Origin of the sequence: Mesorhizobium sp. M0136, assembly GCF_040322515.1 — a bacterium.
In the GTDB taxonomy this organism is placed as follows: Bacteria; Pseudomonadota; Alphaproteobacteria; order Rhizobiales; family Rhizobiaceae; genus Mesorhizobium.
Map to the genome: position 1 here is coordinate 46,001 of NZ_JAMYTP010000013.1, position 26,347 is coordinate 72,347.

29 protein-coding genes and 2 pseudogenes are annotated in these 26,347 nt (G+C 60.7%); 18 read left to right on the top strand and 13 right to left on the bottom strand.

Annotated elements, in window-relative coordinates; genetic code table 11:
* Positions 1 to 13 precede the first annotated feature (13 nt).
* The 3 genes and pseudogenes from NKJ35_RS17140 to NKJ35_RS17150 all read left to right on the top strand — a co-directional run bounded on the left by NKJ35_RS17140 (position 14) and on the right by NKJ35_RS17150 (position 4,628).
* The gene (locus tag NKJ35_RS17140; protein WP_352496354.1) at positions 14 to 1,510 is read left to right on the top strand and encodes an aldehyde dehydrogenase family protein; all 1,497 of its coding nucleotides are present in this window, start codon (positions 14 to 16) and stop codon (positions 1,508 to 1,510) included.
* Positions 1,510 to 3,162, top strand: a complete 1,653-nt coding sequence (locus tag NKJ35_RS17145) for a GMC family oxidoreductase (RefSeq protein ID WP_352648678.1) — start codon at positions 1,510 to 1,512, stop codon at positions 3,160 to 3,162. The genes NKJ35_RS17140 and NKJ35_RS17145 overlap by 1 nt, the downstream gene beginning before the upstream one ends.
* Positions 3,163 to 3,260: 98 nt before the next feature.
* A pseudogene (locus NKJ35_RS17150) lies at positions 3,261 to 4,628 on the top strand (IS1182 family transposase).
* Positions 4,629 to 4,759: 131 nt separating this feature from the next.
* Here NKJ35_RS17150 and NKJ35_RS17155 read toward each other — a convergent pair.
* Complete coding sequence (locus tag NKJ35_RS17155) at positions 4,760 to 5,578, bottom strand: aldo/keto reductase (protein WP_352496356.1); 819 nt, start codon at positions 5,576 to 5,578, stop codon at positions 4,760 to 4,762.
* Between the two features lie 138 nt (positions 5,579 to 5,716).
* Here NKJ35_RS17155 and NKJ35_RS17160 point away from each other — a divergent pair, with 138 nt between their 5' ends.
* From NKJ35_RS17160 to NKJ35_RS17170, 3 genes are read left to right on the top strand one after another with little or no spacing between them, the layout of a single operon-like run.
* The gene (locus NKJ35_RS17160) at positions 5,717 to 7,288 is read left to right on the top strand and encodes an acyl CoA:acetate/3-ketoacid CoA transferase (RefSeq protein ID WP_352496357.1); all 1,572 of its coding nucleotides are present in this window, start codon (positions 5,717 to 5,719) and stop codon (positions 7,286 to 7,288) included.
* On the top strand, positions 7,285 to 8,058 hold the full coding sequence (locus NKJ35_RS17165; RefSeq protein WP_352648681.1) for an enoyl-CoA hydratase/isomerase family protein: 774 nt from the start codon (positions 7,285 to 7,287) through the stop codon (positions 8,056 to 8,058). The genes NKJ35_RS17160 and NKJ35_RS17165 overlap by 4 nt, the downstream gene beginning before the upstream one ends.
* A 40-nt stretch (positions 8,059 to 8,098) precedes the next feature.
* Positions 8,099 to 9,358, top strand: a complete 1,260-nt coding sequence (locus NKJ35_RS17170) for a glycerate kinase type-2 family protein (RefSeq protein ID WP_352648683.1) — start codon at positions 8,099 to 8,101, stop codon at positions 9,356 to 9,358.
* Between the two features lie 42 nt (positions 9,359 to 9,400).
* On the opposite strand, the gene NKJ35_RS17175 is transcribed toward NKJ35_RS17170, so the two are convergent.
* Positions 9,401 to 10,417 (bottom strand): aldo/keto reductase, encoded by a 1,017-nt coding sequence (locus NKJ35_RS17175; RefSeq protein ID WP_352648685.1) that lies wholly within the window; start codon positions 10,415 to 10,417, stop codon positions 9,401 to 9,403.
* A gap of 156 nt (positions 10,418 to 10,573) precedes the next feature.
* On the opposite strand from NKJ35_RS17175, the gene NKJ35_RS17180 reads away from it, so the two are divergent.
* The 3 genes and pseudogenes from NKJ35_RS17180 to NKJ35_RS17190 form a co-directional block, all read left to right on the top strand.
* Positions 10,574 to 10,717: an acyl-CoA dehydrogenase family protein gene (locus tag NKJ35_RS17180; RefSeq protein ID WP_352648687.1), complete on the top strand. Its 144-nt coding sequence runs from the start codon at positions 10,574 to 10,576 to the stop codon at positions 10,715 to 10,717.
* Positions 10,714 to 11,478, top strand: coding sequence for an electron transfer flavoprotein subunit beta/FixA family protein (locus NKJ35_RS17185; protein ID WP_352648689.1), 765 nt, complete (start codon positions 10,714 to 10,716; stop codon positions 11,476 to 11,478). The genes NKJ35_RS17180 and NKJ35_RS17185 overlap by 4 nt, the downstream gene beginning before the upstream one ends.
* Positions 11,474 to 12,031, top strand: a pseudogene (locus tag NKJ35_RS17190) (acyl-CoA dehydrogenase family protein); the annotation flags it as partial. The gene NKJ35_RS17185 and the pseudogene NKJ35_RS17190, both read left to right, overlap by 5 nt.
* Here the strand turns inward: NKJ35_RS17190 and NKJ35_RS17195 are convergent.
* The gene (locus NKJ35_RS17195) at positions 11,973 to 12,494 is read right to left on the bottom strand and encodes an NAD(P)H-dependent oxidoreductase (RefSeq protein WP_352648691.1); all 522 of its coding nucleotides are present in this window, start codon (positions 12,492 to 12,494) and stop codon (positions 11,973 to 11,975) included. The pseudogene NKJ35_RS17190 and the gene NKJ35_RS17195 overlap by 59 nt on opposite strands.
* A gap of 335 nt (positions 12,495 to 12,829) precedes the next feature.
* Positions 12,830 to 13,390 (bottom strand): hypothetical protein, encoded by a 561-nt coding sequence (locus NKJ35_RS17200; protein WP_502904645.1) that lies wholly within the window; start codon positions 13,388 to 13,390, stop codon positions 12,830 to 12,832.
* Positions 13,391 to 13,470: 80 nt separating this feature from the next.
* Between NKJ35_RS17200 and NKJ35_RS17205 the strand changes: the two genes are divergently transcribed.
* Positions 13,471 to 13,596 (top strand): hypothetical protein, encoded by a 126-nt coding sequence (locus tag NKJ35_RS17205; RefSeq protein ID WP_023722890.1) that lies wholly within the window; start codon positions 13,471 to 13,473, stop codon positions 13,594 to 13,596.
* A gap of 62 nt (positions 13,597 to 13,658) precedes the next feature.
* Here the strand turns inward: NKJ35_RS17205 and NKJ35_RS17210 are convergent, their stop codons facing one another.
* Together NKJ35_RS17210 and NKJ35_RS17215 are read right to left on the bottom strand one after the other, a co-directional pair.
* Complete coding sequence (locus NKJ35_RS17210) at positions 13,659 to 14,117, bottom strand: hypothetical protein (protein WP_352648693.1); 459 nt, start codon at positions 14,115 to 14,117, stop codon at positions 13,659 to 13,661.
* 125 nt (positions 14,118 to 14,242) lie between these two features.
* Positions 14,243 to 14,845, bottom strand: a complete 603-nt coding sequence (locus NKJ35_RS17215) for a hypothetical protein (protein ID WP_352648695.1) — start codon at positions 14,843 to 14,845, stop codon at positions 14,243 to 14,245.
* Positions 14,846 to 14,941: 96 nt separating this feature from the next.
* On the opposite strand from NKJ35_RS17215, the gene NKJ35_RS17220 reads away from it, so the two are divergent.
* Positions 14,942 to 15,514 (top strand): helix-turn-helix domain-containing protein, encoded by a 573-nt coding sequence (locus tag NKJ35_RS17220; RefSeq protein WP_352648696.1) that lies wholly within the window; start codon positions 14,942 to 14,944, stop codon positions 15,512 to 15,514.
* Positions 15,515 to 15,625: 111 nt separating this feature from the next.
* Here the strand turns inward: NKJ35_RS17220 and NKJ35_RS17225 are convergent, their stop codons facing one another.
* From NKJ35_RS17225 to NKJ35_RS17240, 4 genes are read right to left on the bottom strand one after another with little or no spacing between them, the layout of a single operon-like run.
* A complete protein-coding gene (locus NKJ35_RS17225) occupies positions 15,626 to 16,942 on the bottom strand; it encodes a sensor histidine kinase (RefSeq protein WP_352648698.1) in 1,317 nt (438 codons plus the stop codon).
* A complete protein-coding gene (locus NKJ35_RS17230; protein ID WP_352648700.1) occupies positions 16,939 to 17,484 on the bottom strand; it encodes a putative pterin-binding protein in 546 nt (181 codons plus the stop codon). Before NKJ35_RS17230 ends, NKJ35_RS17225 begins: the two co-directional genes overlap by 4 nt.
* Positions 17,474 to 18,166 carry an FkbM family methyltransferase gene (locus tag NKJ35_RS17235; protein ID WP_502900018.1) on the bottom strand — a complete coding sequence of 231 codons (693 nt, stop codon included), beginning with the start codon at positions 18,164 to 18,166 and terminating at the stop codon, positions 17,474 to 17,476. Before NKJ35_RS17235 ends, NKJ35_RS17230 begins: the two co-directional genes overlap by 11 nt.
* A gap of 13 nt (positions 18,167 to 18,179) precedes the next feature.
* Positions 18,180 to 18,809: a response regulator gene (locus NKJ35_RS17240; protein WP_352648702.1), complete on the bottom strand. Its 630-nt coding sequence runs from the start codon at positions 18,807 to 18,809 to the stop codon at positions 18,180 to 18,182.
* A gap of 141 nt (positions 18,810 to 18,950) precedes the next feature.
* Here NKJ35_RS17240 and NKJ35_RS17245 point away from each other — a divergent pair, with 141 nt between their 5' ends.
* Positions 18,951 to 19,307, top strand: coding sequence for a hypothetical protein (locus NKJ35_RS17245; protein WP_352648704.1), 357 nt, complete (start codon positions 18,951 to 18,953; stop codon positions 19,305 to 19,307).
* Here the strand turns inward: NKJ35_RS17245 and NKJ35_RS17250 are convergent.
* From NKJ35_RS17250 to NKJ35_RS17260, 3 genes are read right to left on the bottom strand one after another with little or no spacing between them, the layout of a single operon-like run.
* Positions 19,290 to 19,454: a hypothetical protein gene (locus NKJ35_RS17250; RefSeq protein ID WP_352648706.1), complete on the bottom strand. Its 165-nt coding sequence runs from the start codon at positions 19,452 to 19,454 to the stop codon at positions 19,290 to 19,292. The genes NKJ35_RS17245 and NKJ35_RS17250 overlap by 18 nt on opposite strands.
* Complete coding sequence (locus NKJ35_RS17255) at positions 19,451 to 19,999, bottom strand: thermonuclease family protein (RefSeq protein WP_352648708.1); 549 nt, start codon at positions 19,997 to 19,999, stop codon at positions 19,451 to 19,453. The genes NKJ35_RS17250 and NKJ35_RS17255 overlap by 4 nt, the downstream gene beginning before the upstream one ends.
* Positions 19,996 to 20,598 carry a hypothetical protein gene (locus NKJ35_RS17260; protein WP_352648710.1) on the bottom strand — a complete coding sequence of 201 codons (603 nt, stop codon included), beginning with the start codon at positions 20,596 to 20,598 and terminating at the stop codon, positions 19,996 to 19,998. Before NKJ35_RS17260 ends, NKJ35_RS17255 begins: the two co-directional genes overlap by 4 nt.
* A gap of 67 nt (positions 20,599 to 20,665) precedes the next feature.
* On the opposite strand from NKJ35_RS17260, the gene NKJ35_RS17265 reads away from it, so the two are divergent.
* Genes NKJ35_RS17265 through NKJ35_RS17290 form a run of 6 tightly spaced genes read left to right on the top strand, consistent with a single transcriptional unit; the run spans position 20,666 to position 26,239 of the window.
* Positions 20,666 to 21,331, top strand: a complete 666-nt coding sequence (locus tag NKJ35_RS17265; RefSeq protein ID WP_352648712.1) for a lytic transglycosylase domain-containing protein — start codon at positions 20,666 to 20,668, stop codon at positions 21,329 to 21,331.
* 12 nt (positions 21,332 to 21,343) lie between these two features.
* Complete coding sequence (locus NKJ35_RS17270) at positions 21,344 to 21,658, top strand: TrbC/VirB2 family type IV secretion system protein (protein WP_023720448.1); 315 nt, start codon at positions 21,344 to 21,346, stop codon at positions 21,656 to 21,658.
* 3 nt (positions 21,659 to 21,661) lie between these two features.
* The gene (locus NKJ35_RS17275) at positions 21,662 to 21,955 is read left to right on the top strand and encodes a VirB3 family type IV secretion system protein (RefSeq protein WP_352453440.1); all 294 of its coding nucleotides are present in this window, start codon (positions 21,662 to 21,664) and stop codon (positions 21,953 to 21,955) included.
* Entirely contained in the window at positions 21,952 to 24,354 is a 2,403-nt protein-coding gene (locus NKJ35_RS17280) for a VirB4 family type IV secretion/conjugal transfer ATPase (protein ID WP_352648714.1), read from the top strand. Before NKJ35_RS17275 ends, NKJ35_RS17280 begins: the two co-directional genes overlap by 4 nt.
* Positions 24,338 to 25,495, top strand: coding sequence for a transglycosylase SLT domain-containing protein (locus tag NKJ35_RS17285; protein WP_352648716.1), 1,158 nt, complete (start codon positions 24,338 to 24,340; stop codon positions 25,493 to 25,495). The genes NKJ35_RS17280 and NKJ35_RS17285 overlap by 17 nt, the downstream gene beginning before the upstream one ends.
* Positions 25,496 to 25,504: 9 nt before the next feature.
* Positions 25,505 to 26,239, top strand: a complete 735-nt coding sequence (locus NKJ35_RS17290; protein ID WP_352648718.1) for a type IV secretion system protein — start codon at positions 25,505 to 25,507, stop codon at positions 26,237 to 26,239.
* Positions 26,240 to 26,347 lie beyond the last annotated feature (108 nt).

Genomic DNA, 26,347 nt, shown 5'->3' on the forward strand with positions numbered 1-26,347 from the left:
GTGGAGGTATCCCGTGGACCAGAAAAACCCGTTCCTTTCTGCCCCGGCCGCAGCGCGCACCTTCGGCTTTTTCGTCGATGGCGAGTGGAAAGACGGCGCGCAATACTTCGAACGCACGTCGCCCGGCCACGGCACGCCTGTCACGCGCACGGTTCGTTGCACGGTCGATGATCTGAACGCCGCCGTCGCCGCGGCACGCCGCGCCTTCGAAGATCGCCGCTGGGCTGGCCTTTCGGGTGCGGCCCGCGGAAGCGTCCTGTTGCGCGTTGCTGAAATCTTGCGCCGCCGTCGCGACGAAATCGCCTATTGGGAGGCGCTGGAAAACGGCAAGCCGATCTCCCAAGCGCGAGGTGAAATCGATCACTGCATCGCCTGCTTCCAAACGGGCGCCGGTGCGGCGCGCATGCTGCACGGAGACAGCTTCAACTCGCTCGGCGACGATCTCTTCGGCATGGTGCTGCGCGAGCCGATCGGCGTCGTCGGCCTCATCACGCCCTGGAACTTCCCGTTCCTGATCCTCTGCGAGCGCGTGCCCTTCATCCTCGCCTCTGGCTGCACGATGATCGTGAAGCCGTCGGAAGTGACCGCTGCAACGACGCTGCTGCTCGCCGAAGTGCTGGCGGAAGCGGGCCTTCCGGCCGGTGTCTACAACGTCATCACCGGTGCCGGCCGCAGGATTGGCCAGGCGCTGTCCGAGCATCCTGACGTCGACATGCTGTCCTTCACCGGCTCGACAGCCGTCGGCCGCTCCTGCGTCCACGCGGCAGCCGACAGCAACTTCAAGAAGCTCGGCCTGGAGCTTGGCGGCAAGAACCCCATCATCGTCTTCGCCGATGCCGATCTGGAAGACGCCGCCGACGGCGCGGCCTTCGGCATCAGCTTTAACACCGGGCAATGCTGCGTCTCCTCCTCGCGCCTGATCGTCGAGCGCTCCATCGCCGCCGAATTCGAAAAGCTGCTCGTCGAAAAAATGAAGAAGATCCGCGTCGGCGATCCGCTGGACGAGGCGACTCAGGTCGGGGCCATTACGACAGAGGCGCAGAACGCCACGATCCTCGACTACATCGCGAAGGGCAAGGCCGAGGGCGCAAAACTTCTCACCGGCGGCGGGCCGATCAATCTTGGTCGCGGCCAGTATATCGCGCCGACGCTCTTCTCCGGCGTTTCATGCGACATGGTCATCGCCCGCGACGAGATTTTCGGCCCCGTGCTGTGCTCCATGCATTTCGATACGTTGGAAGAAGCCATCAAGCTTGCCAATGACACGGTTTACGGTCTTGCGGCGAGCGTCTGGACGAAGAATATCGACAAGGCACTGATGGTGAGCCGCCGGGTTCGCGCCGGGCGCTTCTGGGTCAACACGATCATGGCCGGCGGTCCCGAAATGCCGCTCGGCGGCTTCAAGCAGTCCGGCTGGGGCCGCGAGGCGGGGATGTATGGGGTAGAGGAATATACGCAGGTGAAGTCCGTTCATGTCGAGATCGGCAAGCGCACGCATTGGATCGCATGATGGCCGCTGGCTATGACTATGTGATCGTCGGCGGCGGTACCTCCGGGTGCGTGCTGGCGGCGCGGCTTTCGGAAAACCCGTCCGCGCGAGTGTGCCTCATCGAGGCGGGCGGGCGCGATACCAATCCGCTCATCCACATGCCCGTTGGCTTCGCTAAGATGACGACGGGGCCGCTCACCTGGGGCCTGAAGACCGCGCCCCAGAAGCACGCCAACAACCGTGAGATCCTTTACGCGCAGGCCAAGGTGCTCGGGGGCGGGTCGTCGATCAATGCCGAGGTTTTCACGCGTGGTGTGCCCGCCGATTATGATCGCTGGGTCGAGGAAGGCGCGGAAGGGTGGGGCTTCAAGGACATCCAGAAATATTTCCTGCGATCGGAGGGCAATTCGATCCTCTCCGGTGCCTGGCATGGAACGGATGGCCCGCTCGGCGTCTCCAACATCCCCGAGCCGCAACGCATGACGCGGGCCTTCGTGCAGAGCTGCCAGGAGTTCGGCATTCCCTACAATCCGGATTTCAATGGCCCGGTGCAGGAGGGGGCGGGCGTCTACCAGACGACGACGCGCGACAACCGGCGCTGCTCGGCGGCCGTCGGCTATCTGCGTCCGGCCCTGAAGCGTCCGAACCTGACGGTCGTCACCGGTGCGCTTGTCCTGCGCATCGTCTTCGAAGGACTCCGTGCGGTGGGCGTCGAGTACGAGGCCGGCGGCTACCGCACGACGGCGCGGGCGGAAAGCGAGGTGATTCTTACCTCTGGCGCCATCGGCACGCCGAAGCTGATGATGCTCTCCGGCGTCGGGCCGGCCGATGCGCTCAACAGCCACGGCATCCAGGTGGTGCAGGACATGGCCGGCGTAGGGCAGAACCTCCAGGACCATTTTGGCGTCGACATCGTCGCGGAACTGAAGAACCACGATAGCCTCGACAAATACAACAAGTTGCACTGGTCGATCTGGGCAGGCATTCAGTACACACTCTTCAAGTCCGGCCCCATCACCTCCAACCTCGTGGAGGGTGGGGCGTTCTGGTATGGCGACAAGGCGAGCCGCATCACCTCCAACGTCGTGCAGGGTGGGGCGTTCTGGTATGGCGACGAGGCGAGCCCGACCCCGGACCTGCAGTTCCACTTCCTTGCGGGCGCGGGGGCGGAGGCAGGCGTACCGAGCGTGCCGAAGGGCGCGTCCGGCATCACGCTCAACTCCTATACGCTTCGGCCAAAGTCGCGCGGAACCGTGACCTTGCGCTCGGCCGATCCGCGCGCCTTGCCCGTTATCGATCCGAACTTCCTCGGCGACCCCGACGATGTAAGGATTTCCGCTGAAGGCGTGAAGATCAGTCAGGAAATCTTTGGCCAGCCTTCCCTGCAGAAATGCATCAAAACGTTGCATTTTCCCGATAGAAACGTGCGCACGCAGGAAGACTATGTCGCCTATGCACGCCAATACGGGCGTACCTCCTATCACCCCACCTGCACCTGCAAGATGGGGCGGGACGAGATGTCGGTGGTCGACCCGCAACTGCGCGTCCACGGCCTCGATGGCATCCGCATCTGCGACAGTTCCATCATGCCGAGCCTCGTCGGTTCCAATACCAATGCGGTGACGATAATGATCGGCGAAAAGGCATCGGACATGATCCGCGGCAATGCCTAATCGATCGAGGCTTCTCAAGCAAAAGGGCGGCCTTGCGGCCCCCCCAGACTGCTGACAAACCCCTGGCATTTTGAAGGGGGTTTTTGATTCACTGGGTCATGTTGAAGCGACCCGCCCCTGAACAGACCGCGCTCGAGATGGTAACGCTGGATCAGTTGGTTCCAGCTGATCACCTGTTGCGCAAGATCGACCGTGTGATCGATTTCTCCTTCATCCACGAACTGACCTCGCCGCTCTATTGCCCCGACAATGGTCGCCCGCCGCTCGACCCGACCTTGATGTTCAAGGCGCTGTTCATCGGCTACCTGTTTGGAGTTCGCTCGGAACGGCAGTTGGTGCGCGAGATCGAGGTCAATGTCGCCCATCGCTGGTTCCTGCGGCTGAAGCTGACGGACAAGGTGTTCGACGCCTCGACGCTGAGCCAGAATCGGCGGCGGCGTTACGATGATACCAGCGTGTCGCAGGCGATCTTCGACCGCATTGTCGAGCAGGCGATCCGGGCGGGCTTGGTCGACGGCACGGTGCTGTACACCGACTCCACCCATCTGAAGGCCAATGCCAACAAGGGCAAATACGACCTTGCCATGATCGCCAAGTCGCGGGCCGACTATTGGGCCGACCTCGATCGTGCGATCGACGCCTAACGGGTGCTGCACGGCCAGAAGCCGCTGAAGGAGAAGGAGCGGCGGCCTGCGGTGAAGGAGACCAAAGTCTCGCGGACCGATCCCGACAGCGGCTACATGGTGCGCGAGGGCAAGCCGAAGGGCTTTTTCTATCTCGACCATCGCACGGTGGATGCAGCCCATGCCATCATCACCGACACGCATACGACGGCGATCGTCCACGATTCGACCGTTTACCTGTCGAGGCTTGATCGGCAGGTGGAGCGCTTCGGATTTGATGTCGGCGCCGTCGGACTGGACGCCGGCTATGCCACGGCAGGCATCGCCAAAGGACTGGGGGACCGGGCAATACGCGGCGTCACCGGCTATCGTCGCCCCACACCACCCAAGCCCGGCATGATGGCACCGTCGTCCTTCACCCATGAGCCGGCGGCTGATAGCTATCGCTGCCCACAGGGCCAGGTGCTGGCCTATGTCACCACCGACCGCAATGGCTACCGCCACTACAAGAGCGACCCTGCTATTTGCCGCGACTGCCCGTTGCTTGCCTCCTGCACGACCAATGCCAAGGCCCAGCGCACCATCATCCGCCATGTCTGGGCAGATGCGAAGGAGCGCACCGACGCCAACGGGCTGACCGCATGGGGCAAGGCCATCTACCGCCGCCGCAAGGAGACCGTCGAACGCTCCTTTGCCGACGCCAAGCAACTGCACGGTCACCGCTATGCGCGCTTCCGAAGTCTCACCAAGGTCGCCTGCCAGTGCCTGCTCGCCGCCGCAGCACAAAACATCAAGAAGATCGCTCTTTGCTTGTGGCCGAAGCCAAAACCTCGCCTCGCCTGAGGCTCAATGCCTCCTGTCAAAATCCCCTGACAGAAGCAGTCCAAGATACTTCAATCACATAACAAATACCCCGCCGAAAATCGACGGGGTTTGTCAGCGGCCTGGGGCGGCCTTGCGGCCGCCCTTTTGCGTCAGTCCCATTGGGGGACCCAGGGCAGTTGCCCCGGCTTGACAATGCGGTAACCGGTCGCGTTCAGGGCGTCGATCCTGTCCATGTCGATGGACGACAGCGTGAAATCCATGATGTCGAAATTCCCCCGGATGTTTTCCGGCTTCGTCGACATCGTGTTGAGCGGCACACCCTTCTGGAGAGTCCAGCGCAGCACGACCTGTGCAGCAGATTTTCCGTAGGTTTTGCCGATCTCGGCGAAAAGACGGTGCTTGAACACTTCGCCGCGGGCGATGGACGCGTAGGAGGAAAGCGGGATGCCCGTCTCCGATGCGGCGGCGAGGAGCTTCTGCTGGTTGACCAGCGGGTGAAACTCCACTTGGTTGGTGACGAGCGGTCCTTCGACCACGGCGCGCGCCACATGCATCATGCGTGCGGTATAGTTCGAGACGCCGATGGTATCCGTAAGACCCCTGTCCCGGGCGGATTGCAGGAGGCGCAGGGATGGCGCGACGTCACCGTCTGCCGGCGGCCAGTGCAGGAGAAGCGCATCGAGGCGATCGATCTGCAATGACTTCAGGCTGGCCTCGACCGAGGGCAGGAATTTTTCTTCTGAATAGTTGTCCGGATGCACCTTCGTGGTAATGCAGAGCTCTTCCCGCGCGACGCTGCAGACTGCGAGTGCCGCACCCGTATCGGCCTCGTTGCCGTACATCTGCGCCGTATCGAACGCTCGGTAACCGGCGCCGATGGCGGCAGCGATCGCGTGTCTGAGGTCGTTTCCCTTCAGCGGAAAGGTGCCGAAGCCGCGCTGAAAGCTCTTCTGGAAATAGATGTTCATGCCTCCTCCTTGGCTGTCTGGGAGCATCGATGGCGCCATGCGCGTCGACGCGAAAAACCTGCTTGCCTGATTGCCCAGGCCGTGTTTAATCTATAACTAGTTAGTTACTTAGTGCAATGCGGAACGGAGGTGAAGTCGATGAAGAAGGTAAAGACGGCGGAGGAGGCGGCCCAACTCGTCAGGGATGGTGCGGTCGTTGCAGTCAACTCTTCGTCGGGCCTGTGTTGCCCTGAGGCCGTTCTCAAGGCGCTAGGCGAACGCTTTGATCGCGAAGGCCATCCGCGCGGTCTCACCTCCATTCACCCGATCGCGGCCGGCGACTTCTTTGGCACCCGTGGTGTTGACCACATCGCCAAGCCGGGCATGCTGAAGAAGATCATCGGCGGCTCCTATCCCTCGGGGCCAAGCAATGCCGAGCCGCCGCTGGTCTGGCAGATGATCCTCAAGGAGGAGCTCGCCGCCTGGAACGTGCCCTCCGGCATCGTCTTCGACATGCTCCGGGAGGGCGCCGCCAAGCGTCCGGGCGTGCTCACCAAGGTTGGCATGGAGACCTTCGTCGATCCCGATCAGGAAGGCTGCGCGATGAATGCGAGTGCGCGCGCCGAGCCGATCGTTCAGCGGGTTTCGTTCGCGGGAGAGGACTGGTTGCATTTCCCGGCGCTTCGCCCCGATGTTGCGATCATCCGTGCGACGACCTCCGACGAGAAGGGCAACCTCACCTTCGAACAGGAGGGTGCGACTCTCGGCGCTATGGAAATGGCGCTGGCCGCCCGCAATTCCGGCGGTCTGGTCATAGCGCAGGTCAAGCGGGTGGCGGCCAGCGGCACCCTGCGGCCCCATGACGTGCGCGTCCCCGGCATCCTCGTCGACGTCATCGTCGAGGCGCCCGATCAATTGCAGACGACGGCGACGCCCTATGACCCGGCGATTTCCGGCGAGCTCTTCCGGCCGCTCGAAACCTTCCGCCTGCCGGCCCTCGATGTTGGCAAGGTCATCGCCCGCCGCGTGGCGCGGGAACTGCAGGATGGCTGGGCCGTCAATATCGGCTTCGGCATTTCGGCCAACGTGCCGCGCATCCTCATCGAGGAAGGGCATCACGGCAAAATTACATGGGTAATCGAGCAGGGGGCCGTCGGCGGCGTGCCGCTTCTCGATTTCAAGTTCGGCTGTGCCTCCAACGCCGAGGCCTTCGTCGCCTCGCCCCATCAGTTCTGTTATTTCCAGGCGGGCGGCTTCGATTGCTCGCTCCTGTCCTTCCTCGAGATCGATTCCGAAGGATCGGTCAATGTCAGCCGCCTGGCGGCAACGCCACACCGCACCGCTGGCGCCGGCGGTTTTGTCGACATCACGTCGCGTGCGAAAAAAATCGTCTTCTCCGGCAATTTCAATGCAGGCGCCAAGATGCACATCGAGGACGGCCGGCTGGTGATCGACACGGAGGGCCGCATCGCCAAGTTCGTGCCGAAGGTCGATCAGGTCAGTTTTTCTGGCAAGCGCGCCCGCGCGCAGGGGCAGGAGATCACATATGTCACGGAGCGCTGCGTAATAGAGCTTGATACGGACGGACTTGTGATAACCGAGATCGCCGCTGGCCTCGACCTCCAGCGCGACGTCCTCGACCAGGCGGCGACGTCGTTGCGCGTATCGCAGACGCTCAAGGTGATGGACGATGCGCTATTCCGCGCTGGCACCATGGGGCTTGCGCTGTGAGCGATCCGCGCATCGAACTCCGAATCGAGGGCCACCTTGCGCGGCTCACCCTGCGCCGCCCGGAAAAGCTGAACGCGGTCGACGAGGACATGGTCGATGCGCTGTTGCGGGCCTGCCGTACCATCGAGCGCTCGGATGCCCGAGTTGCGATCCTGTCGGGAGAGGGCGGCAGGTCCTTTTGCGCGGGGGGCGATATCGAGGCGTGGAGCAGCCTCGACGCCGACACGTTCTCTCGCCGCTGGCTGCGCGACGGACACGGCGCCTTCGATGCGCTGGCCCGCCTCACGGTTCCACTGATCGCGGTGCTGAACGGCCACGCGCTCGGCGGCGGGCTGGAGCTTGCTGCCTGCGCGGACCTGCGCATCGCCGAAGCGCATGTGAAGATCGGCCAGCCGGAGGCCGGCCTCGGCATCATTCCCGGCTGGTCCGGCACGCAGCGCGCCTCGCGCCGCTTCGGCACGCAGCTTGTCCGCCGCATGGCGCTTTTCGGTGAAGTCTACTCAGCTGATGAGGCCATCGCGCTCGGGCTCGTTGATCAGGTCGTGCCCACGGGCGAGGGTGGCGCCGCCGCAGAGGCCGCGGCGGCCCGCGTGCTGAAGCGATCTCCAAGGGCGACAGAATTGACGAAGATGCTGATCAATGCCGCCGAGTACGAGGAAAGCGAACGGGTCGTAGAGGCCTTGGCCGGCGCGGTGGCGGCTGCATCCGAAGATCTCACGGAAGGGCTGGCGGCCCACAGGCAGAAGCGGCCGGCGCGTTTCGACAGATAGCTTTCGGTCATCCCATACTCCTGATCCGTTTGGCGGTCTCATGAAGCCTGAAGACAAAGATTTTCTCGCACAACTCTTTCGCGCAGCGATCGAAGCCGCGGCTCCCGAAAAGGCCTTAAGCACATATCTACCGACCCGACCCAAAGGAAAGACCGTCGTCATCGGCGCGGGCAAGGGCGCCGCGCAGCTTGCCGCGGCTTTCGAAAGGCTGTGGGATGGCCCACTGGAAGGGGTTGTGGTGACGCGTTATGGCTATTCGGCGGCCTGCCAGAGGATCCGTGTGCTGGAGGCTGCCCATCCCGTTCCGGATGTTGCGGGGCTTGAAGCGTCTCAATCGCTTTTCGACGCTGTAAAGGGGCTTGGTGAGAATGATCTCGTCGTGGCGCTGATCTGTGGCGGCGGGTCCGCCCTGCTCCCAGCCCCGCCCGGCGATCTCACGCTGAAGGATGAAGCCGCCCTAAACAGCGCGCTGCTGGCGAGCGGTGCGCCGATTTCCGTCATCAACGCTATTCGCAAGCAGGTCTCCGGCATTAAGGGTGGGCGGCTCGCCGCCGCATGTCATCCTGCAAGGGTTGTGACGCTCGTTGTCTCCGATGTGCCTGGCGACGACCCGGCGCAGGTCGCCAGTGGACCGACCGTGCCGGATGCAAGCAATCGCAAAGAGGCGCGCGCACTGGTCAAGACATGGGGTGTCAAGCTGCCCGAGCGGATCCAGGTTTGCCTTGATGAAGACGTGGGCCAGCCGCCATCGCCTCATGACTCAGCCTTTGCCGGTCATGAGGTCCACATCATCGCTTCTGCACGCCTTTCACTGGAGGCTGCCGCGCAACGGTCGGAGGCGCTCGGCGTGCCCGCCGTCATTCTATCGGACTGCATAGAGGGGGAGGCGCGCGACGTCGCGGTTGTTCACGCCGCTATCGCTCGCGAGGTCGCCAGCCGTGACCGCCCGTTCTTGCGTCCCGTCGTCATCCTCTCCGGCGGAGAAACGACGGTGACGATCAAGGGACGTGGCAAGGGTGGACGCAACACGGAGTTTTTGTTGTCGCTCGCGCTCGCAGGCGAAGGTGTGCCGTTTGCAGCACTTGCCGCCGATACGGATGGTATCGATGGCTCAGAGGACAATGCGGGGGCCTTTGCCGACGGCGCCAGCATGGGGCGCCTGCGCGAACTGGGGGCGGATCCTGCCGCACTGCTTGCCGGCAACGACGCCTGGACGGCGTTTCATCGTTTGGGCGACCTGTTCGTGCCCGGCCCGACAGGAACCAATATCAATGACTTCAGGGCAATCCTGATCCGTTAGAGCTTGCCCGCGCCGCTTGTTGCAGCGCGGGCTGATGCGAGCTCAGCCCGGAACGGGTGCGTCCTCGCGCAACAGGCGCTGCCTCTTGAGATCTGCCCAGAACTCTGCCGGGATCGGATGGGAGAACCAGGCAAGGTTCTGGTCAAGCTGTTCGACCGTGCGCGTGCCCGCCATGAAAGAGGGTACGCCAGGATGGGCGAGCACGAATTGCAGTGCGGCGGCGGCCAGCGGCACGCCATGCGCCGCACAGACCCCCTCGATCTTCGCGACCTTTTCCAGGATGTCGCGCGGCGCCGGCGCGTAATTGTACTTCGCCCCTTCCTTCGCGCCGGTGGCAAGGATTCCCGAATTGAAGCCGCCGCCCACGACGACCGCCGCGCCACGTGCCTCGCACAGCGGAAGGAACGCGTCGAGCGCGTCCTGTTCAAGGAGGGTGTAGCGGCCGGCCAGCAGGAAGCAGTCGAAATCGTGACGGCGGAGGGCCTCATGGCAGACCTGCCATTCGTTGACGCCGACGCCGATCGCCTTCACGACCTTTTCCGAGCGCAGCCGCTCCAGCGCGCGCCAGGCGCCGTCCATCGCCTGCTCGAACACTTCCGGCTGCTCGCTCCCGCGTGTGAAAACGTCGATGTCATGGATGAAACACATGTCCATCCGCTCCAACCCCAGCCGCTGCAGGCTGTCCTCGAAGGCGCGCATCGTGCCGTCGTAACTGTAGTCGAAATGCATGGTGAAGGGCGCAGCATTCGTCCACGGCGCAAAATCGATGGTGTCGCGCCGTGCCGGTCGCAGCAGGCGCCCGACCTTGGACGAGAGGACGAAATCGTCTCGCTCCTTCCAGCGCAGGGCGTGGCTCGTGCGCAGTTCGGCAAGCCCGTGGCCATACATCGGCGCGGTGTCGAAGAACCGTACGCCGGCGGCCCATGCGCGTTCGAACATAGCCCCGGCTGTGGCTTCGTCGATCTCGCGGAAAATGTTGCCGAGGGGCGCGGTCCCAAAGCCGAACGTCGTGACCTCAAGTTCTGTTCGGCCGAATTTCCTCTTTTCGCCAGGGTGCATGCCTCTCCTCCATAAGTAACCAGTTGGTGAATAAATAAGCACGGACCAAACGCCTGTGCAAGCAGCTTTCTTCCCGGTCTGAGATTTTTCCGACTTGACGTCTTGAGACTGGGGAATGTATATAACCGGATAGTTACTAAGTGGGAGTCGAGGGCCATGTATCTCACTGAAACGCAGGAGCAGGTGCGAGAGATGGCGCGCGCCTTTGCCGACGAAATGATCCGGCCCGTGGCCGAGGAACTGGACCGCGAGGAACGCGTTTCCACGCCCTCTGCTGACGAATTTGGAGTTGAGCCATGAAGATCTTGGTCCCAGTCAAGCGCGTTGTTGATTACAACGTAAAGATCCGCGTGAAGGCGGATGGCTCCGGTGTCGAGCTTACGAATGTCAAGATGTCGATGAACCCGTTTGACGAGATTTCGGTTGAGGAAGCGCTACGCCTCAAGGAAGCCGGCAAGGCTGAGGAAGTGGTTGTGGTGTCGATCGGTCCTGCGAAAGCCGAAGAGACGCTGCGCACCGCGCTCGCCATGGGCGCCGATCGCGCCTTGCTGGTCGAGACGGACGACGCCGTCGAGCCGCTCGCCGTCGCCAAGATCCTCAAGGGTGTCACCGAGGCCGAACAGCCCGGCCTCGTCATCGTCGGCAAGCAGGCGATCGACGACGACAGCAGCCAGACCGGCCAGATGCTCTCGGCCCTTCTTGGTTGGGCGCAGGCGACGTTTGCTTCCAAGGTCGAGATCGACGACGGCAAGGCACCAGAGGGCACAGCCAGGGTGACGCGCGAAGTCGACGGTGGTCTCCAGACGATCGACGTGAAGCTTCCGGCCGTCGTTACGACCGACCTTCGCCTCAACGAGCCGCGTTATGCGTCGCTGCCGAACATCATGAAGGCGAAAAAGAAGCCGCTCGACAAGAAGACGCCGGTCGACTTCGGCGTCGACACCGCCCCGCGCCTCAAGGTGCTGAAGACCCAGGAACCGTTCGGCCGCAAGGCAGGCGTCAAGGTTAAGTTGGTCGCCGAACTGGTTGAAAAGCTCAAGACCGAAGCCGGCGTGCTCTAAGCTCGGCCTATTCGGCATAGGCGTGCCGGAAGCCCTCGGCGGGCCGGGCTTCGACACGCTGACCTATGCCCTTGTGATGGAGGAGTTGAGCCGCGGATATGCTTCCGTCGCGGACCAGTGCGGCCTGGTCGAACTGATTTCAAGCCTGTTGGTGCGCCACGGTACTGAAAGCCAGCAGGCCCTGCTGCCGGAAATACTCGGCATGCGCTCGAAGGTCGCCTACTGCATCACCGAGCCGGAGGCGGGCACTGATGTTTCGGGCATCCGCACGACGGCCGAGCGCGACGGCGACGGCTGGCGTTTGAACGGCGGCAAGATCTGGATCCACAATGCGCCGGTGGCCGACTACGGTTTCGTGCTGGCGCGAACCGACAAGCAAGCCGGCAATCGCGGCATGTCGATCTTCATCGTCGACCTGCATGCGGCCGGCGTCGAGAAGGGGCCGAAGGAGCACAAGATGGGCCAGCGCGCCAGCCAGGTCGGCGCGCTGAACTTCACTGATGTGCGCCTTCGGGCAGATGCCCTGCTCGGCACCGAGGGGCGCGGTTTCCATTTTCGGCATCGATGAAATCGTCGGGCGCGCCGTAGACGCCGGTCGGAACGGTGACGGCGCCGAAAAAGCCGAACAATGGCCGGAGCTGATGTTCGAGCACCAGGCCATGGTATGGACTTCCGCCGGTCGCCGCGAGAAGCACGGTCTTGCCCGTCAGTGCACGATAATCGACGAGGTCGAACAGGTGCTTGAGGGCGCCGGTGTAGGATGCCCTGTAGACCGGCGTTCCGACCACGAGCAGATCGGCCTTCTCGACACGCTGGATGATCGCTTCGCCAGACGCGCCAAGCGCGCCACGAGACAGCCCGGCGAAAATCGAAGGCGCCGCCTCGGTGATTTCGATCAGGCCGGCGTCCGACGGGATACGCGACGCGACCGCCTTGACCAGCGCGCTCACCACCGCGGTGGTGCGGGATGGCGTACTAACGCCGCCGGATATGCCGAGAACCGAAATTCTTGCCACGTCGTCGATCTCCTGTTCCACCAAGGGGATGCCCGGTTGCCAAGACGGGATCGGACGATATTACACAATATCTATAGAGATAAGGAATTATCTTTTGATTTTTCCAAACCATTGAGAAAATCGGCGTGCTGACGCCTCATTAGCATGAGCTCTAACATCCGATTGGGGGGCGCAGACCGGCCAGGCTTGATCGTGGCGATCGGCGCTCCGTTGCCCGGTGCGGCCCGCGCCGCAGATTGTCACCACCGGCACGTCGCGCTTTTGGTCGTCGATCGGCGTCGCCGCCGTGATAGCTGCCGCGACCCCGAACTGCCGCTCGGCGCCGAAACGCCCGCTCACATCGAGATGCCCCGGGGGCTCGACCGTGTCAGATCGGCCTCGGCCCGCGCGCTTGGGACGATATTGGTCGTACCCCCGAGACTGCTGTTCGGCGCGATGCCATAAAGGAGCGCCACCGGTCTTTGAGAACCTCGATCGCTCGATATAATCGGTGAACAAGCGATAGGTCGGCGCGACCCCGAACACACCATCGAACGCGACCTCGCCAAAATTTCCTGCATTGATCGGAAAGCCGCGAATGTAGAAGGAATCCAATATCCCGCCGGTTGAATGGGTGCTCCGTACCAAGGATCATTGATCATCACGTCGTCCACCGTGCGTGCGCTCTGATCCTCGATCGTTTGCGCCGTGTAGCTGCCGATGTTGAACGGCGTATCCATAATGTCGCGATTGCCGAGCAGGCCCAGGCGCCCGCCTCGCGCGACTTGTCCGCCCGGATACGCTTCCGGCAGATTGTCGATCGTTGCGGTCAGGGGCAGGCCGCCCAGCCCCACCACCACGATGCGCTCGAGCACCGTACCATGGCATGTTCGTTTCATTGTTGACAGGTTAGTCATGCAAGACCTCCTGACCATCCTCACCCGGCTCTCGCCAGGCAAGGCAAAACGTTCTTGGTCCTTGGCGTGAGGGGACTTGGATGAGGAAATCTGTTGGGCTGTTCGCTGCGCTGGCCGTGATGGGTCAGGACGCCGCTGCGCAGGAGTCGACGGCTGATCGTCTGATGAAACTAGACCGGGAAGACGGTTATGCCGGACTTTTCTGAAACGCCGGTGGCTGGCGCTCGAGGTCAGAACATATCGGTTTTCGCTCGCCTTCCCCCTCGGCTCACTTGTGCGGCATACAATAGACGCCCTCGGACTCCATGAGTACCGCGCCGCCCTTCAACTCGCTCATTGCGCCGACCCAGGCTTCCGAATAAGTGCGGCTGGCATCCACGGCCGTCAGCCAAAGAACGCGATTGTCAGCCAGTTCGACTTTAACTTCCTGCTGCAAAGGGCTTGCCTGCACGGTCTGTTGATAGTGCCGTTTGATCCTGACATTGCTGGCCGGGAACTCAGCTTCGTTGCTGCCATAGTTCAGCACAAACCTAGTATGGTCCTCGGCCACTGTGCAACTGCCGTCACGCTCACACACGATTTTGGCGGCGGTCTTGCAGTCCCATTTCAGTGAAGCGGGCCACATCGGATTGTCCGCGCTCGATCGCGGCTTGTCGCTCTGGCTAGCCGCCGTCGAGACTGCCCATGTGCTCATTATCGCAGTCGACAGGAGAAGCGCCTTCAACACTTATAAAACCCTCCCCGATCCAGTATTCGCGTTGATCTTCGAAGCCATCGCTGTCGTCGGCGTGAATGAACGGACAGACACGCCTTGTGATCCTCATGGCGACTCATCCTGCGTGATCGCCTGGCTTATGGCATGTTGAGATTGAACCAGCTTTTCTGGCGCATGCCGTTCGCGTCGTCATACTCGATGAACCAGGGCTTTCCGCGCACCGGCCGAGAAATGGTGTAGTAGGTGGGGCCATTACCAAGGGAATGCCCTCTATCGTTGCCCGTGATCTGGATTTTTGCCGTCACCAACCTACCGTTGATTTCGATCTGGGCCTGTCGAGATCCGTTGTCATGGTCTTGGCCGAGACGACTATTCGTGAAAGTGGCGGGCAGGGTGAGCCTGTCGGAGCTGATACGGCAGATGTTCCGTTCTTGCCTCATTCCTCGCCGATCGGAGTCGTAGCTGCCAGCTGCTTGCCAGCCAGCTGGACAATCCTCATACTTCTCGAATCTCGCGGCGCTGGAGTTGGCTTGTGGACAGAGCGGCCAGTTAAAACCCGGCGCTTTCATCGACGCCATCAACTTGTAGATTGACGGGTGGCAAGAAGGAGTGGCCTGCCAGTCACCGGACAGGCAGAGGAGGACCTGACAGCCCCATTCCGATGCCTGTGATTGGGATGGAAGAGCCGCGGCGCCCACGACGACGGCGGCACCCACCAAGAGATATTTCAGCATGTTCATAGCCTTTTCCTCGCTGCGGATTCTGATACTTTACTATGGATCATCCGCGCGAAAAAGGACAGATCGAGAAGGCAGGTTGTGCGACTACATCGATTTATGAAACGAGACGACGCGGGCCTGGTCAACAACCCGTTGCGCGCCAACATTGCTCTGGCGCTCGAGCGGGAGAGAGCCAAGCGCGGCTTATCCCATATGCACATGGCCGAACTGTTTCGAACCGCCGAGGGCGAAAAACTGGCCTATCGAACCTACATTCAGACTGTGCGACAGAAAAACAATGTCACCCTGACGACGTTGCAAATCATGGCAAGCGGCTTGCATGTGTCAGTTGCAGACCTGCTCGCGGGCGGAAAAAAACTTACCGAATGGGCGCATCAGTTGGACGAAAATGCAATCCGCATGCGTCTGGCGCACATCATCGACATTGAGCGAAAACGACGCACTTTGCTCCGCTATGAGATGGCCGAGCTCATCGGCGTGGCGGAGGCGACATTCATGAAATTGGAACGCGCAAGCGGCAATATCAGCGTCGACACGATTGCCGCGATCGCCAAGGCGTTGAAACTTGATCCAGCGACGTTCCTTTTTTCCGATAAGGTCCCGCCATCAACTGATCTACCTGTTTCTGACGCAGCCGGAGGCGTAGGTTCTCATTTCAGAGTGTCGTGAACTTCCAGCGTCATCATCCGTCTAAGCTGGGCTACACAGAATGCCTGGCAGGTTTTCGCCGTGATAGCGCATACCGGTCCAATTCAGGTGAAAATGGAGCAGAGCTGGCAATTAGCCGCGCCACGTGTGTACCTTTTTTCGCCCGCGCCTAAGGAACGACTGCCATGAAGTGGCGGCAGTCGAATGCACCGGAATCCTGATCTCTACGGTTGTGCCGACACCGGGAGCGCTGTCGATAATGAGCCTTCCTTTCAGCGTCGAGACCATCTGGGAACATGCGGTCAGTCCAAGGCCAGTATGATTTCCAGCTCGCGTTGAAAAGAAAGGTGTAGTTGCCTTCACAACGATTGCAGGCGACATGCCTGCGCCGTTGTCCGCCACATCTAACACGAGGTAATTGCGCAGGAGGAAGGGACGTCGCTTGACTGTCGCGGAGATGAGAATTGGGGCGTTTCTGGTGCCGGATAGAGCGGCAAGAGCGTTTTCTATCAGCTCATTAACGACCAACCGTAACGGCGTCGCCGGAACAGGTTGCAGACGTGCTTTAGGATCGACCAAAACTTGCACCAAACTGCTGCGATCGTGCGCGAGATCCTCGAGGAGTGGGCCGAGCGCCACGGTGCTGGAATCTTGTGGCGCATAGGCGATCTGAAGGACACTGTTGGTGATCGATTCCAGTTCAGTAGCAGCACTGCGCGCAGCCTCAAGCATTTCGCCGCTCGGTTGCTTGTCTGGTTGTGCGTGCTCAAGGAACAGCCTCAAGGCTGTAACCCGCGATCGGGTCATATGCGCAAAGAGCGAAGCGAACGAGCGCATATGCTGGTCACGGCGATTGGCCAATGCATAGCGCTGATGGATAACGAGATAAAAGGTGGCACCCAGGCCAAGTGCGATGGCAAAGATGAACCAGTTGCGCGAGGCCGCAATGTCGATGCTGGCGGTCTGCTGCAAGGTGGCACTGTGATCAACGGTAGAGCTGGAAATCTCGTAAATTGACTGTTCCAGCTTGGCCATGTCGGCAATGGCTTGGGTGTAGTTTGTACGCGCTGACACAAGAGGGGCAATTTTCTGTTCGAGGGTTAGGCCAATCCGGCCCAGGAGTTCGGCATCGTGGTCGGGAAAAAAGCGGTTCAGATAGGGGAGGTTTTCCAACTGCGCGACGTTGACGTTCACCAACGCCATTTGTCGATCGATGTCCGCATCAAGCTTGCCCGTCTCGGCGGCAATGCGAAGATAGCCATAGACTCGTATAAGGCGCTCGCGAATCTGTGCCGCGCGCCACTGAATCTCGAAAGTCTGATTGAGGATGGCATCCGTCTCCTGACGGTAGCGGTTCGATTGCATGAATGTCCACGCACTCAGCCCAAGCGCTGCAGCCATACCGAGATACGGCAGAACAGTGAGCAAACGGCCGTTTAAGAACTTCATTGCGTGGCGCGCAGGATGACTGGGAAAAACACCCAGATCGAGTTTCTTGCGGGAACATATGAAGCGGGCAACTGGTCGAAGGGCCAAACAATGAAGATGGGGCCTTTCTCTACCATGCTGATCGGGCCGAAATCCTGGCCCGGCGGGCAATGCGAGCCGGCCTTGTCACTCTCGTTGCAACGACGTTCAATCGCCAGGATCGGATTATAAGACCGGATTTCGTCCATATGAATGTCGGAAACGAAGTTGTCATAGGCGACAACTTTGACCTCCTGCACGGCGGTGACTCCGGCCTTGGCAAGCACACTTGCAAGCAGCGGCCCACGATATTCGATTTTCTCGTTGTCGCTCGTCCAAGGCGTACGCGTGTCATAGGTCTGTTGTGGAAAGTCTGCCCGCAGCTGCTTTACTGAAAAAACGGCGACGGTCTTGCCGCCGGCGTCTTGAACCGACACTTCGTTGGGATCGAGCGGAATTTCCTCGGCGGCGCTGGCGAGCGGAAGGGCTACGGCAAACATGACGGCGAGAGCATTACGCAACATCTTCCACATCCTCGTATTCGCGGGGGCCATCGTTCTTAGCGAAGAGGACGCAAGGTCCTCGGGAGCCCCGCGGATCATAGGCAAATCCCTTGTCTGCTAGGGCAAGGGTGATGTTGCGGATGCCGTCAAGGCCATAGAGGTGGTCGTGCAGCTCAAGAAAGATGCGTTCGACGCCGGGCAGCTCGGCATCCTGCAGAAGTTCTTTCTCAGCTCCTTCAATGTCCATGACGAGGGCGTTTATTCGATGATCGGCGATGAAACGATCGACGTCGGCCGAGACGATCGAAAGTTCGCGCTCATATGGTCCTTGGTCTTTGTCCGTGGAAGACATCCAAAGGTCGCGGCGAACGTAGAAGGTGAAGGACCGCGGCGGGCCTGCTGTGAGGATACCCTGCGAATATGTGACATTGTCGAGATCGTTGGCCGCTATCACGCGCTTCGCTAGTTCCGCTGTTGCGGGATTTGCTTCAAAAGCCCACACCTGAACGCCGGGGATTTTCGCGATCAGTGCAGTGATGATGCCGATACCGGACCCTAGCTCCAGTACGCGATCGCGCGCCTTGACTGCCCTGAAGATCCACTTCGCTTCCTTCGCCTCATAGCTCTGGCTTTGAAGCGCTCTCCAGATAACCGGCGAAACATCCTGTGGTGCGACAGGAACCTTGATTCCATGGACGATCATGGGCGCAATTACCTCACAGACCTCGTGGGAGCGGATGGCCTTGCCGCATGAGCTTGGCGCGAGCCTGCTTGTAGTATTTCTCGGCCGAGCCGGCATCAATGGCCAGCCTGTCGGCCATGAGCGAAAAGATCTCCTTGCGTTTCACGCCGGGTTCGCGATGCGCCATCATGTCGATGGCCTCCTGTTCGCGCGGTGTAAGAACAGAAAAGCGATAATCGGGTTTGGTCATGACAACCCGCGACAGGCGCAACGAGAATCCCTTGGTGGAAATATCGTCCAGCACGTCCCTGAACACGCCGGGCGCAAGCCCGGTCTTGCCGAGATAGGCGGCAGCGCCGATTTGCCGGAAGCCATCCGCCTCGCAACGGTTGTCAGAACCGGTGACGACAACATGGATTGCACTGGGTGAAGCCTCGATGATCTTGTCGACGACAGCGACGCGGTCGCCCTGTGAGGTGGGATCAAAACCGGGCAAGCCAGGATCGATCACAACAAGATCGAAATGATTGTTTTGAAGCTCGGCAGTCGCGATGTTCAGCGTCTCCGCTCCCAGGACAATGCATTCTTCGAAGCTTGCTTGCACTTCGTTCATCAGTGCCAGACGCATAAGTGTCTGGTCTTCGACCACCAGGGCACGAAACATTGGAAGCCAATCCCTCTACGCAGGCGCCCACCGCCCCTGTCTCTCAGAATTGGTCGCTTCAAAAAAGGGATGATGTCATCCCTATTTTTCCTCACCTCCCGAGCTACCAGTATGTGACCGACGTACGCCAGGGCGAGGACGATGCCTATTCAACAGGTCTGCAGCAATGGACAGATGGAAGCGGCTGAAGACGTCGCAAAACTGATTGCGGAACATCGTCAGAGCGTTGCCGCGCTTGAATGTATCGGCAAGCGATGGATGGGGGCCGAAGGGCCGGACGCGATCGTGCTGGGTGAGAGGCTGGACGCGGTCATGGCGGAGGAGGCCGCTGTGCGAAGGCGTGCTGCCATTGCTCCAGTAGCCACTATCGCGGAAATGAAAATGAAGGCTGCCTACTTCCAACGGCTGACGGCTCATGGCTGGTGCGAGATTGATGTCGACGATTGGCGCGCGTTGCTCGGTTCTTTCGCTACTGCAGTCCTAGGAGAAGAGTGCTGAAATCCATGAGGCCACGGTATTCCAGGCCGCATAGAGTCCCGCAGGTACCAAGATGATCGCGATGAACGCAGCCGCTCCGCCAATGGCGCCGTCACCGCGTCCTTCCACAGGATAGTAATATCTGTGCGCTTCGTCGTCGTGCTTCATTGTTGTCTCTCCGACCGCTGGTTCAGCAGAAGTTGCACAGGATGCTGAAACGCTGTGCTCCACAAACCTGCACGTTTCATCTTAGCGTTGATTTCCGCGACGAGGTAGTTGTCATTGACGGCTTTGCCCTTTGCTGTCGCTGCGGCAAACGCGTATCCGGTGGCTATGAGCGCGGTGCCAACGTCGATCGTTTCGCCATTGAGCTGCGCACCGCACACTACAAAAACCGCCTTGTCGAGGGCGTAGCCGATTGGCTGGCATGTAACCGCGGCGCTATCGAAAAGGGCACCCAGGTGCGCCAGCGAGGTGTTTCCGCAATCGATTTTGTTCCCATTTGCCTCTTGGGCTGACGTCCCTCGAAGGCATGACTGGACGCCATAGAGGCGGAAAAGGTGATCTCCGTCACGCCAGGTATCACCGGTCAGCAGTTGAGCCGATTTCGATACCGCTAAGGGCGTTGGCACGGCAGACTCGGATGCATCCTGGGCCTGTGCCGATGCGCACAAACCAAATGCCGCCAGCACTGCGAAGCTCGCCTGTTTCATTTCTGAAACTGTCCACCGAGGTCGGCGGAATGCTCGAGATCGGGGCGCAGCGATTTGCCGTCCTTGTTGCGTCTGATTGCCGCCATGTCGAAAAAAACCATTTCGTCATCGTCGTAGGCGACGTTGTACGGGTCGTTTGCGTTGCCCGCACCCACGAGCGAGAAACATGACACAGCGTCGGGTTCACCCTTCTTGCTTTGCAGCACAAGTGTTTTGCAAAGCACGACAGACGCACGATCGTTGTAGATTACCTCTTCATAGTCCTGCGCGGCCTTCGTGCAGTCCCATTGCTGCGTCTTGTACGCAATCTTCGGTTTGGGGCAGGCCGCAAGGCCGCGCAGCCGGTACGTAACGCCGTTGATGACGCGCTCGGTCGCCGACGGCACCTTGACCGGCGAGATGAGGGTCGCCGCATCGCGCTGAAAGAGCGCGCCTTTTGCATCGTAGCGTTCATAGACGAACACCTTCTCGCCCGGCTTCGCAAACTGGAGCAGGTAGTGCTCCGACGGCTGCGCGAAGGCACTCGGGGCGTCGACGCCTGCAGCATAAGCCACGGTGCCCTGGAGCAGTAGAACCGTGCAAAGGGCCGCCTGTTTCATCGAAATCCGTCCTTGCGATGACATACCGTGTTGACACTTTACTAGGGCTGCGTGTAGCCATAGTAAAGTGTTAAATTTTGGCGACACTATGAACGCTCGATTCGCTCTCCTGCTCACCCTATGTGGCGCCATGATGCCGTTCAAAGCGCACGGCCAGGAACTCGCATCAGACCGCGTAGCAGTTGCCTTTGCAACGCCGGCAGAAGCCATCGCGGCGCAAAGGCCGGCGGCGTGTACCACCGGAAATCGTGCTGAGGTCTCGCGACTTGTGCGTTCAATCGCGCAGGAGGAAGGGTTCGACACCGATCTGGCCGAGGCGATTGCATGGGCCGAAAGCGATCTCGGCGCCAGTCAGGGCCCTTCCAAGGCCGGAGCGCTGGGAATCATGCAGCTGATGCCAGGCACGGCGGCCGATCTCGGCGTGAGCGACCGTTGCGACATAGAGGCAAATGTCCGGGCTGGCCTCCGTTATCTGAAGTCACTTTACGACGAGTTCCAGGATCCGCTGCTGATGCTGGCGGCTTACAACGCCGGGCCCAACAGCGTCTACAAGGCGCAGGGCATTCCGGTGAATCCGGAAACTGCAGAATACATCGTGAAAATACTGAACCGCTGGAAGTTCGGCGGTGTCGTGAAGAAGTCTGCCCTGGCCAAATCCGAAACGCTCGCGGCCGCTCCGCCAGCAAGCGAGGACGCTTGGCAGGACGGTCATGTCATGGATTTCGGCAACTGAAAGGAGCCAAGGGTGGAATACAGAAAAGCGGGCAAATTTGCCCTGAAACTGGCCTTGGCCTCAGCGGTCGGAATAGCTCTCGCGCCAGCCACTGCGTACGCCCAGTCGGCGGCACCAGTGGAAAATGTGCTGGAATGGTTCGTCGGAGTTCTGCAGGGCAACATAGCGCGCTCATTCGCCATCATCGCGGTCTGTTTTCTCGGCTTCCTCGCCATGACGGGCCGCCTGGCGTGGATGATGGCTTTTTCCATCATCATTGGCATCGCTCTGATCTTCGGCGCCGCCCAGCTTGTGGATGCGGTTCGCGCGACCGCCGGGGGCAGCTGAGACATGGACGACGAGGAGGTCTATGTCGAGCCGGTCAGCTTGCCACTGACACGCCCCCCGATGAAATGGGGCGTGCGCTATGAGGTTTTCGCGCTGAACGGCATCCTGGCGGTGGTCGGCTTTATCGCCACGAGCAGCTTCATGCTCGGCCTTGGCGTGTTCGGCGTGGTGCATCTGGTCAGCGCATATTTGTGCCAGCGCGACCCCTACATGTTTCATATTTACGAACGGCGCATCTCCAAACGCGGAGCGGTGGCGAACCTAACTTTTTGGGGCGCGAGGAGCTATTCCCCATGAGCCTCGATGCTGATCTTAAATTTGGCCGTGAGCGCCGGCGTGAAAAGCCCGCGGCGATGCACGTCCCCTACCTTCGCCATGTCGATGACAACCTGATCGTGACGAAGAGCGGCTTTCTGGTCGGCGTCATCCAGCTCAGTGGCCTGCCCTTCCAGACGATGGACCAGGCCGAGTTGAACAGCCGCCTGTTCAACCGCAACACCACGTTTCGCAATCTCTCGACGTCTCGCTTTGCCGTCTACACTACCATCATCCGCCGCCACGTGACGCCGGAGATCGAAGGCGATTTTGACAATCCTTTCGTGGCCGAGCTCGACGCCCGCTACATGGATGAGCTTGGGGCGAAAAACCTTTTCGTCAACGAGGCGTATCTGGCGGTCATACGCCGGCCGATGGTCGGCCGTGTCGGCTGGGTGGACAAGGCACTTAACGCGTTCCGCATCACTACCGCAGGCGAAGAAACCCGCGAAGAGGCGATGGCCGAACTGCATGACGTTCTCGACGGCGTCGTCAAGGATTTTACCGCTTATGGTGCGCGTCTTCTCGGTGTCGTGAAGCGCCGCGACAGCTTCTTTTCCGAGCCGGCGGAATTTTTGGCGAAGATCCTCGCCGGCGGCGTCGATGTGGAAATGCCTTTGCCGCGCATGAGCCTTGGCGATGTGCTGGCGACGCGGCAGCTGTTTTTCGGCAAGTCCGCGCTGGAACTTCGCGGACCGGACGCTGGCAACCTCGGCGCCATGGTGTCGATCAAGGAATACCCACCGTTCACCGCGCCGGGCTCATTGGACGGTCTCTTGCGCCTGCCGCATGAGTTTGTCCTGACGCAGAGTTTTGCGATCGAAGACCGTGTCACGGCGATGCGCAGGATCAACACCATCGCGAACCAGGTTGAGGGATCGGACGAGGCGGGCACGACGGTCGAGGAGTCCGTCCACGACGGCGCCGACAAGCTGGCCGGTGGCGAAGTCGTCTTCGGACAACATCACATGAGCGTCATGGCCTTGGCATCGGACATGACTGGGCTCAACCGTGCGCTATCCGACATTACGGCCGAACTTTCGCGCATGTCGATCGTGCCGGTCCGCGAGACACTGAACACGGAACTCGCCTTTTGGGCGCAGCTGCCGGGAAATTTCAGCTACATCGCGCGACGTGCGTTGATCTCGTCGCTTAACTTCGCCGGCCTTTTCTCAGGACACAATTTCCCGTCCGGCCAACGTGAGCGACTGCATTGGAAACGCCCTATCGCTTTGCTCGAAACGACCAGCCAGACGGCCTATTACTTCAATTTCCACGTTCACGATGTCGGGCACTTCACGGTGTTCGGCCCGACTGGTTCGGGCAAGACCGTGGTGCTGTCCTTCCTGATGGCGCAGGCCATGCGCATCATGCCGAGGCCGCGATGTGTTTATTTCGACTATATGCGCGGCGCTGAGATTTTTGTTCGGGCGCTCGGCGGCCGCTACGAGGTGATGGAGCCTTCTCAGCCGACCGGGTTCGCGCCATTGCAGCTTGATGACACGGCAGAAAACCGTTCTTTCCTGGAAGATCTGCTCATCTACATTCTGACGCCGGAAGGCGGCGCGCTTGACGTGGCGGAGATGCGCGTCATCAACGCCGCCGTCGACATGATCTACAAGATTCCGCGCGAACAGCGGATCTTCGACCTGCTGCCGGAAGTGCTGCGGGGCTCGCTGATGCCCGACATGAACGATCTGGCCGCGCGGATACAGCCTTGGCTCGACCCGAAGGACAAGGGCTGGCTTTTCAACAATCCCGTCGATCTGGTGGATTTCTCGAAGCACGTTGTCGGGTTCGACATGACCAAGATCCTCGGTGACAGAAAGCTGCGCTCGGCGGCCTTGCTCTACATCTTCCACCGTCTTGAGGACGTCATTGACGGCTCGCCGATCATGCTCTTCCTCGATGAAGGCTGGAAGCTATTGGACGACGAGGTTTTCGCCGCTTTCATCAACGAGACGCTGAAGACCATTCGTCGCCGCAACGGCGTGGTCGGCTTTGGCACGCAGACGGCGGAGGACGTCGTCAATTCCTCCATCTCGTCGTCGCTGATCGAGCAAACGAAGACCAACATTTTCTTCCCCAACCCGAAGGCGAGCAAGGAGTCCTACATGGAGCGCTTCTCGCTGACAGCGAAGGAATTCGAGTTCGTGCGCCGCACCGCCAAGGAAACACGCACCTTCCTCGTCAAGCACGACAGCGACTCGATCGTCGCCAAGCTCGATTTGTCGGCGATGCCCGATCTCATCAAGGTCTTGTCCTCGAACGAAGCCAACAGCAAGGAATGCGCAAGGCTCCGGGAGACCTTCGGCGACGAGCCAGAGATGTGGCTGCCATACTTCTGCGGATGGGAGAACGAGCATGACGAAGCGGCTTAGCAGCGCTTGTCTGGCCCTGGCTCTCGCGACGGCGGAAAGCATGAGCGTGGCTGTCGCTCAGATCGCGGTCATCGACGGGCAGAACCTCGACAAGCGGCAAGAGGACGAGCAGCACAGCACGAAGTCGAATGACACCAAGAAGGACGAAACCGACAGGAAGAAAAGCGTCGTCTGCACCTATTCGAACAAATACCGCTCACAGATGTTTCGCCGGTCGCCGGCCGACGCCTTGCAGCGCGACGCGGGCAACGTGAAGCTAATCCGCTATTACGCGCAAAAATACGGCGTGCCAGAAGGCCTGGCGCTCTCCGTCGCCTATCAGGAATCGCGCTTCGACACATGCGCCGGGAGCCACACCGGCGTCAAAGGCGTCATGCAGCTGACCAAGGGCACCGGCAAGTCCATGGGACTGGACCGCGACGTGAACGAGCAGAATGTCGAAGGCGGTGTCAAATATCTCGGAATGGGCGTGAAGCAATGCGGGGCGACGAATTACAGCTGTCTCGCTTCCTTCTACAACGGATCGAACGAAGGGGAGCAGAACCAATGGGCCGGCGGCGTCGGCCGTTGGAACAGCTACTTCAACGACTATGTGTCGAGCGGCAAGGCTCCGGCCGCCGCGCCGCCACCGTTCTCGATCGTAACGGCCGACGGCGCGGGCGGCACGGCCCAGGACACCGCCATGGGCACGGTGAGAAAGGCGGCTGGCGGCCTTGATGCAAGCTCATCGCAGATCGGCGCCAACAATGCGGCGATCGACGCCCTGGCGGGCAACGTTGGCCAGGTGACCGAATACAAGGACGCCTGGGAGCTGAATTCGTCCGCTCGGGGGATCAACGCGGGTGTCACCAACCAGTACCTCGCCCAGGCGGGGGATTTTACGGCGTTGCTGGCCCAACTTCTATCGTTGCAGAATGTTCAGGCATCGCAGTCGTCCAGGCTGGTGCAACAGCCGAAGAGCGGCTCTCCAAACCCGTTCTCTTGTGATCCCGCGGAATTGGAGCGGTTGAGGATCGATCGCGGCCGGTGGCTACCATGCGCACTTGATAACGCGGGGGCAAGCTCGGCCGACAGCCGCTCGATGATCATCACCAGTGATCCTGCCGGCGCTGCCAGCGTGATCAATTCTCTACAGCAATAGGAGGCTGACATGAAGAAATTCGCGATTGCTGCCGGCATGGCGCTTTGGACCAGCGCTGCCTTTGCACAGATTGCGGTCATTGATGGCGCCAATCTCGATGTCGCCCGCAAAAATGCGGAGAACACCAACTCCATCATGGATTCGAACAAGGACATTCTGAAAAAGAGCGAGGAGATCCTGCAGGCTCTCAGCGGCAGTCGTGACGGTTCGCTCGGGATCGGACAGATGGGCCTTGGCGGCAATATGTCGATTGCCCAGGCGCCGTCGTTCGGATCGATCCTGAACGGCGGTGCGCTTTCGTTTGGCGGCCTTTCGCCCGAAATCCAGAAAATCGCCGGCGCCGTCATCAATGGGCTCCAGCTGGTGAAGCAGCTCCAGCAGATTGCCGGCAAGGAGACCAGCGCCGTCAACACCGCCTATGGCGGCAGCGTCAATGTGGCCTCGCTGCTAAGCGCATTGACCTCCCAGGCTTCGCAGGGCGTTACCCAGCGCCAACGGTCTCTGCAGTCAGCGAGCGGGCAGATCGGGCAGTCGCAGGACGTCAAGGGTTCGGTGGACCAGAACACACGAATGCAGCTGGAAAACGCGCGCGCGGTCAACGAATTGATCGGCGTCCAGAACGGTGCGGTCGCGGCCCTGAATGAGAAGCTGAAGGGAGATCTTCTTCGCCAGAGCCAGGTGCAGAAGATGATGACGCCGCGCAACGTCAATCCATTCGCGGAATTTGGCAAGAGCGGAGGCTAGCACTTGTCGAGGCGGCTGTTGCGCATATGCTTTGTGATTGGACTCGGAGCCGTGCTTTTCGGATGCGCAAATCGCGAACTGAAAGCGCCGTGCGGGCCTTTGGCGTAT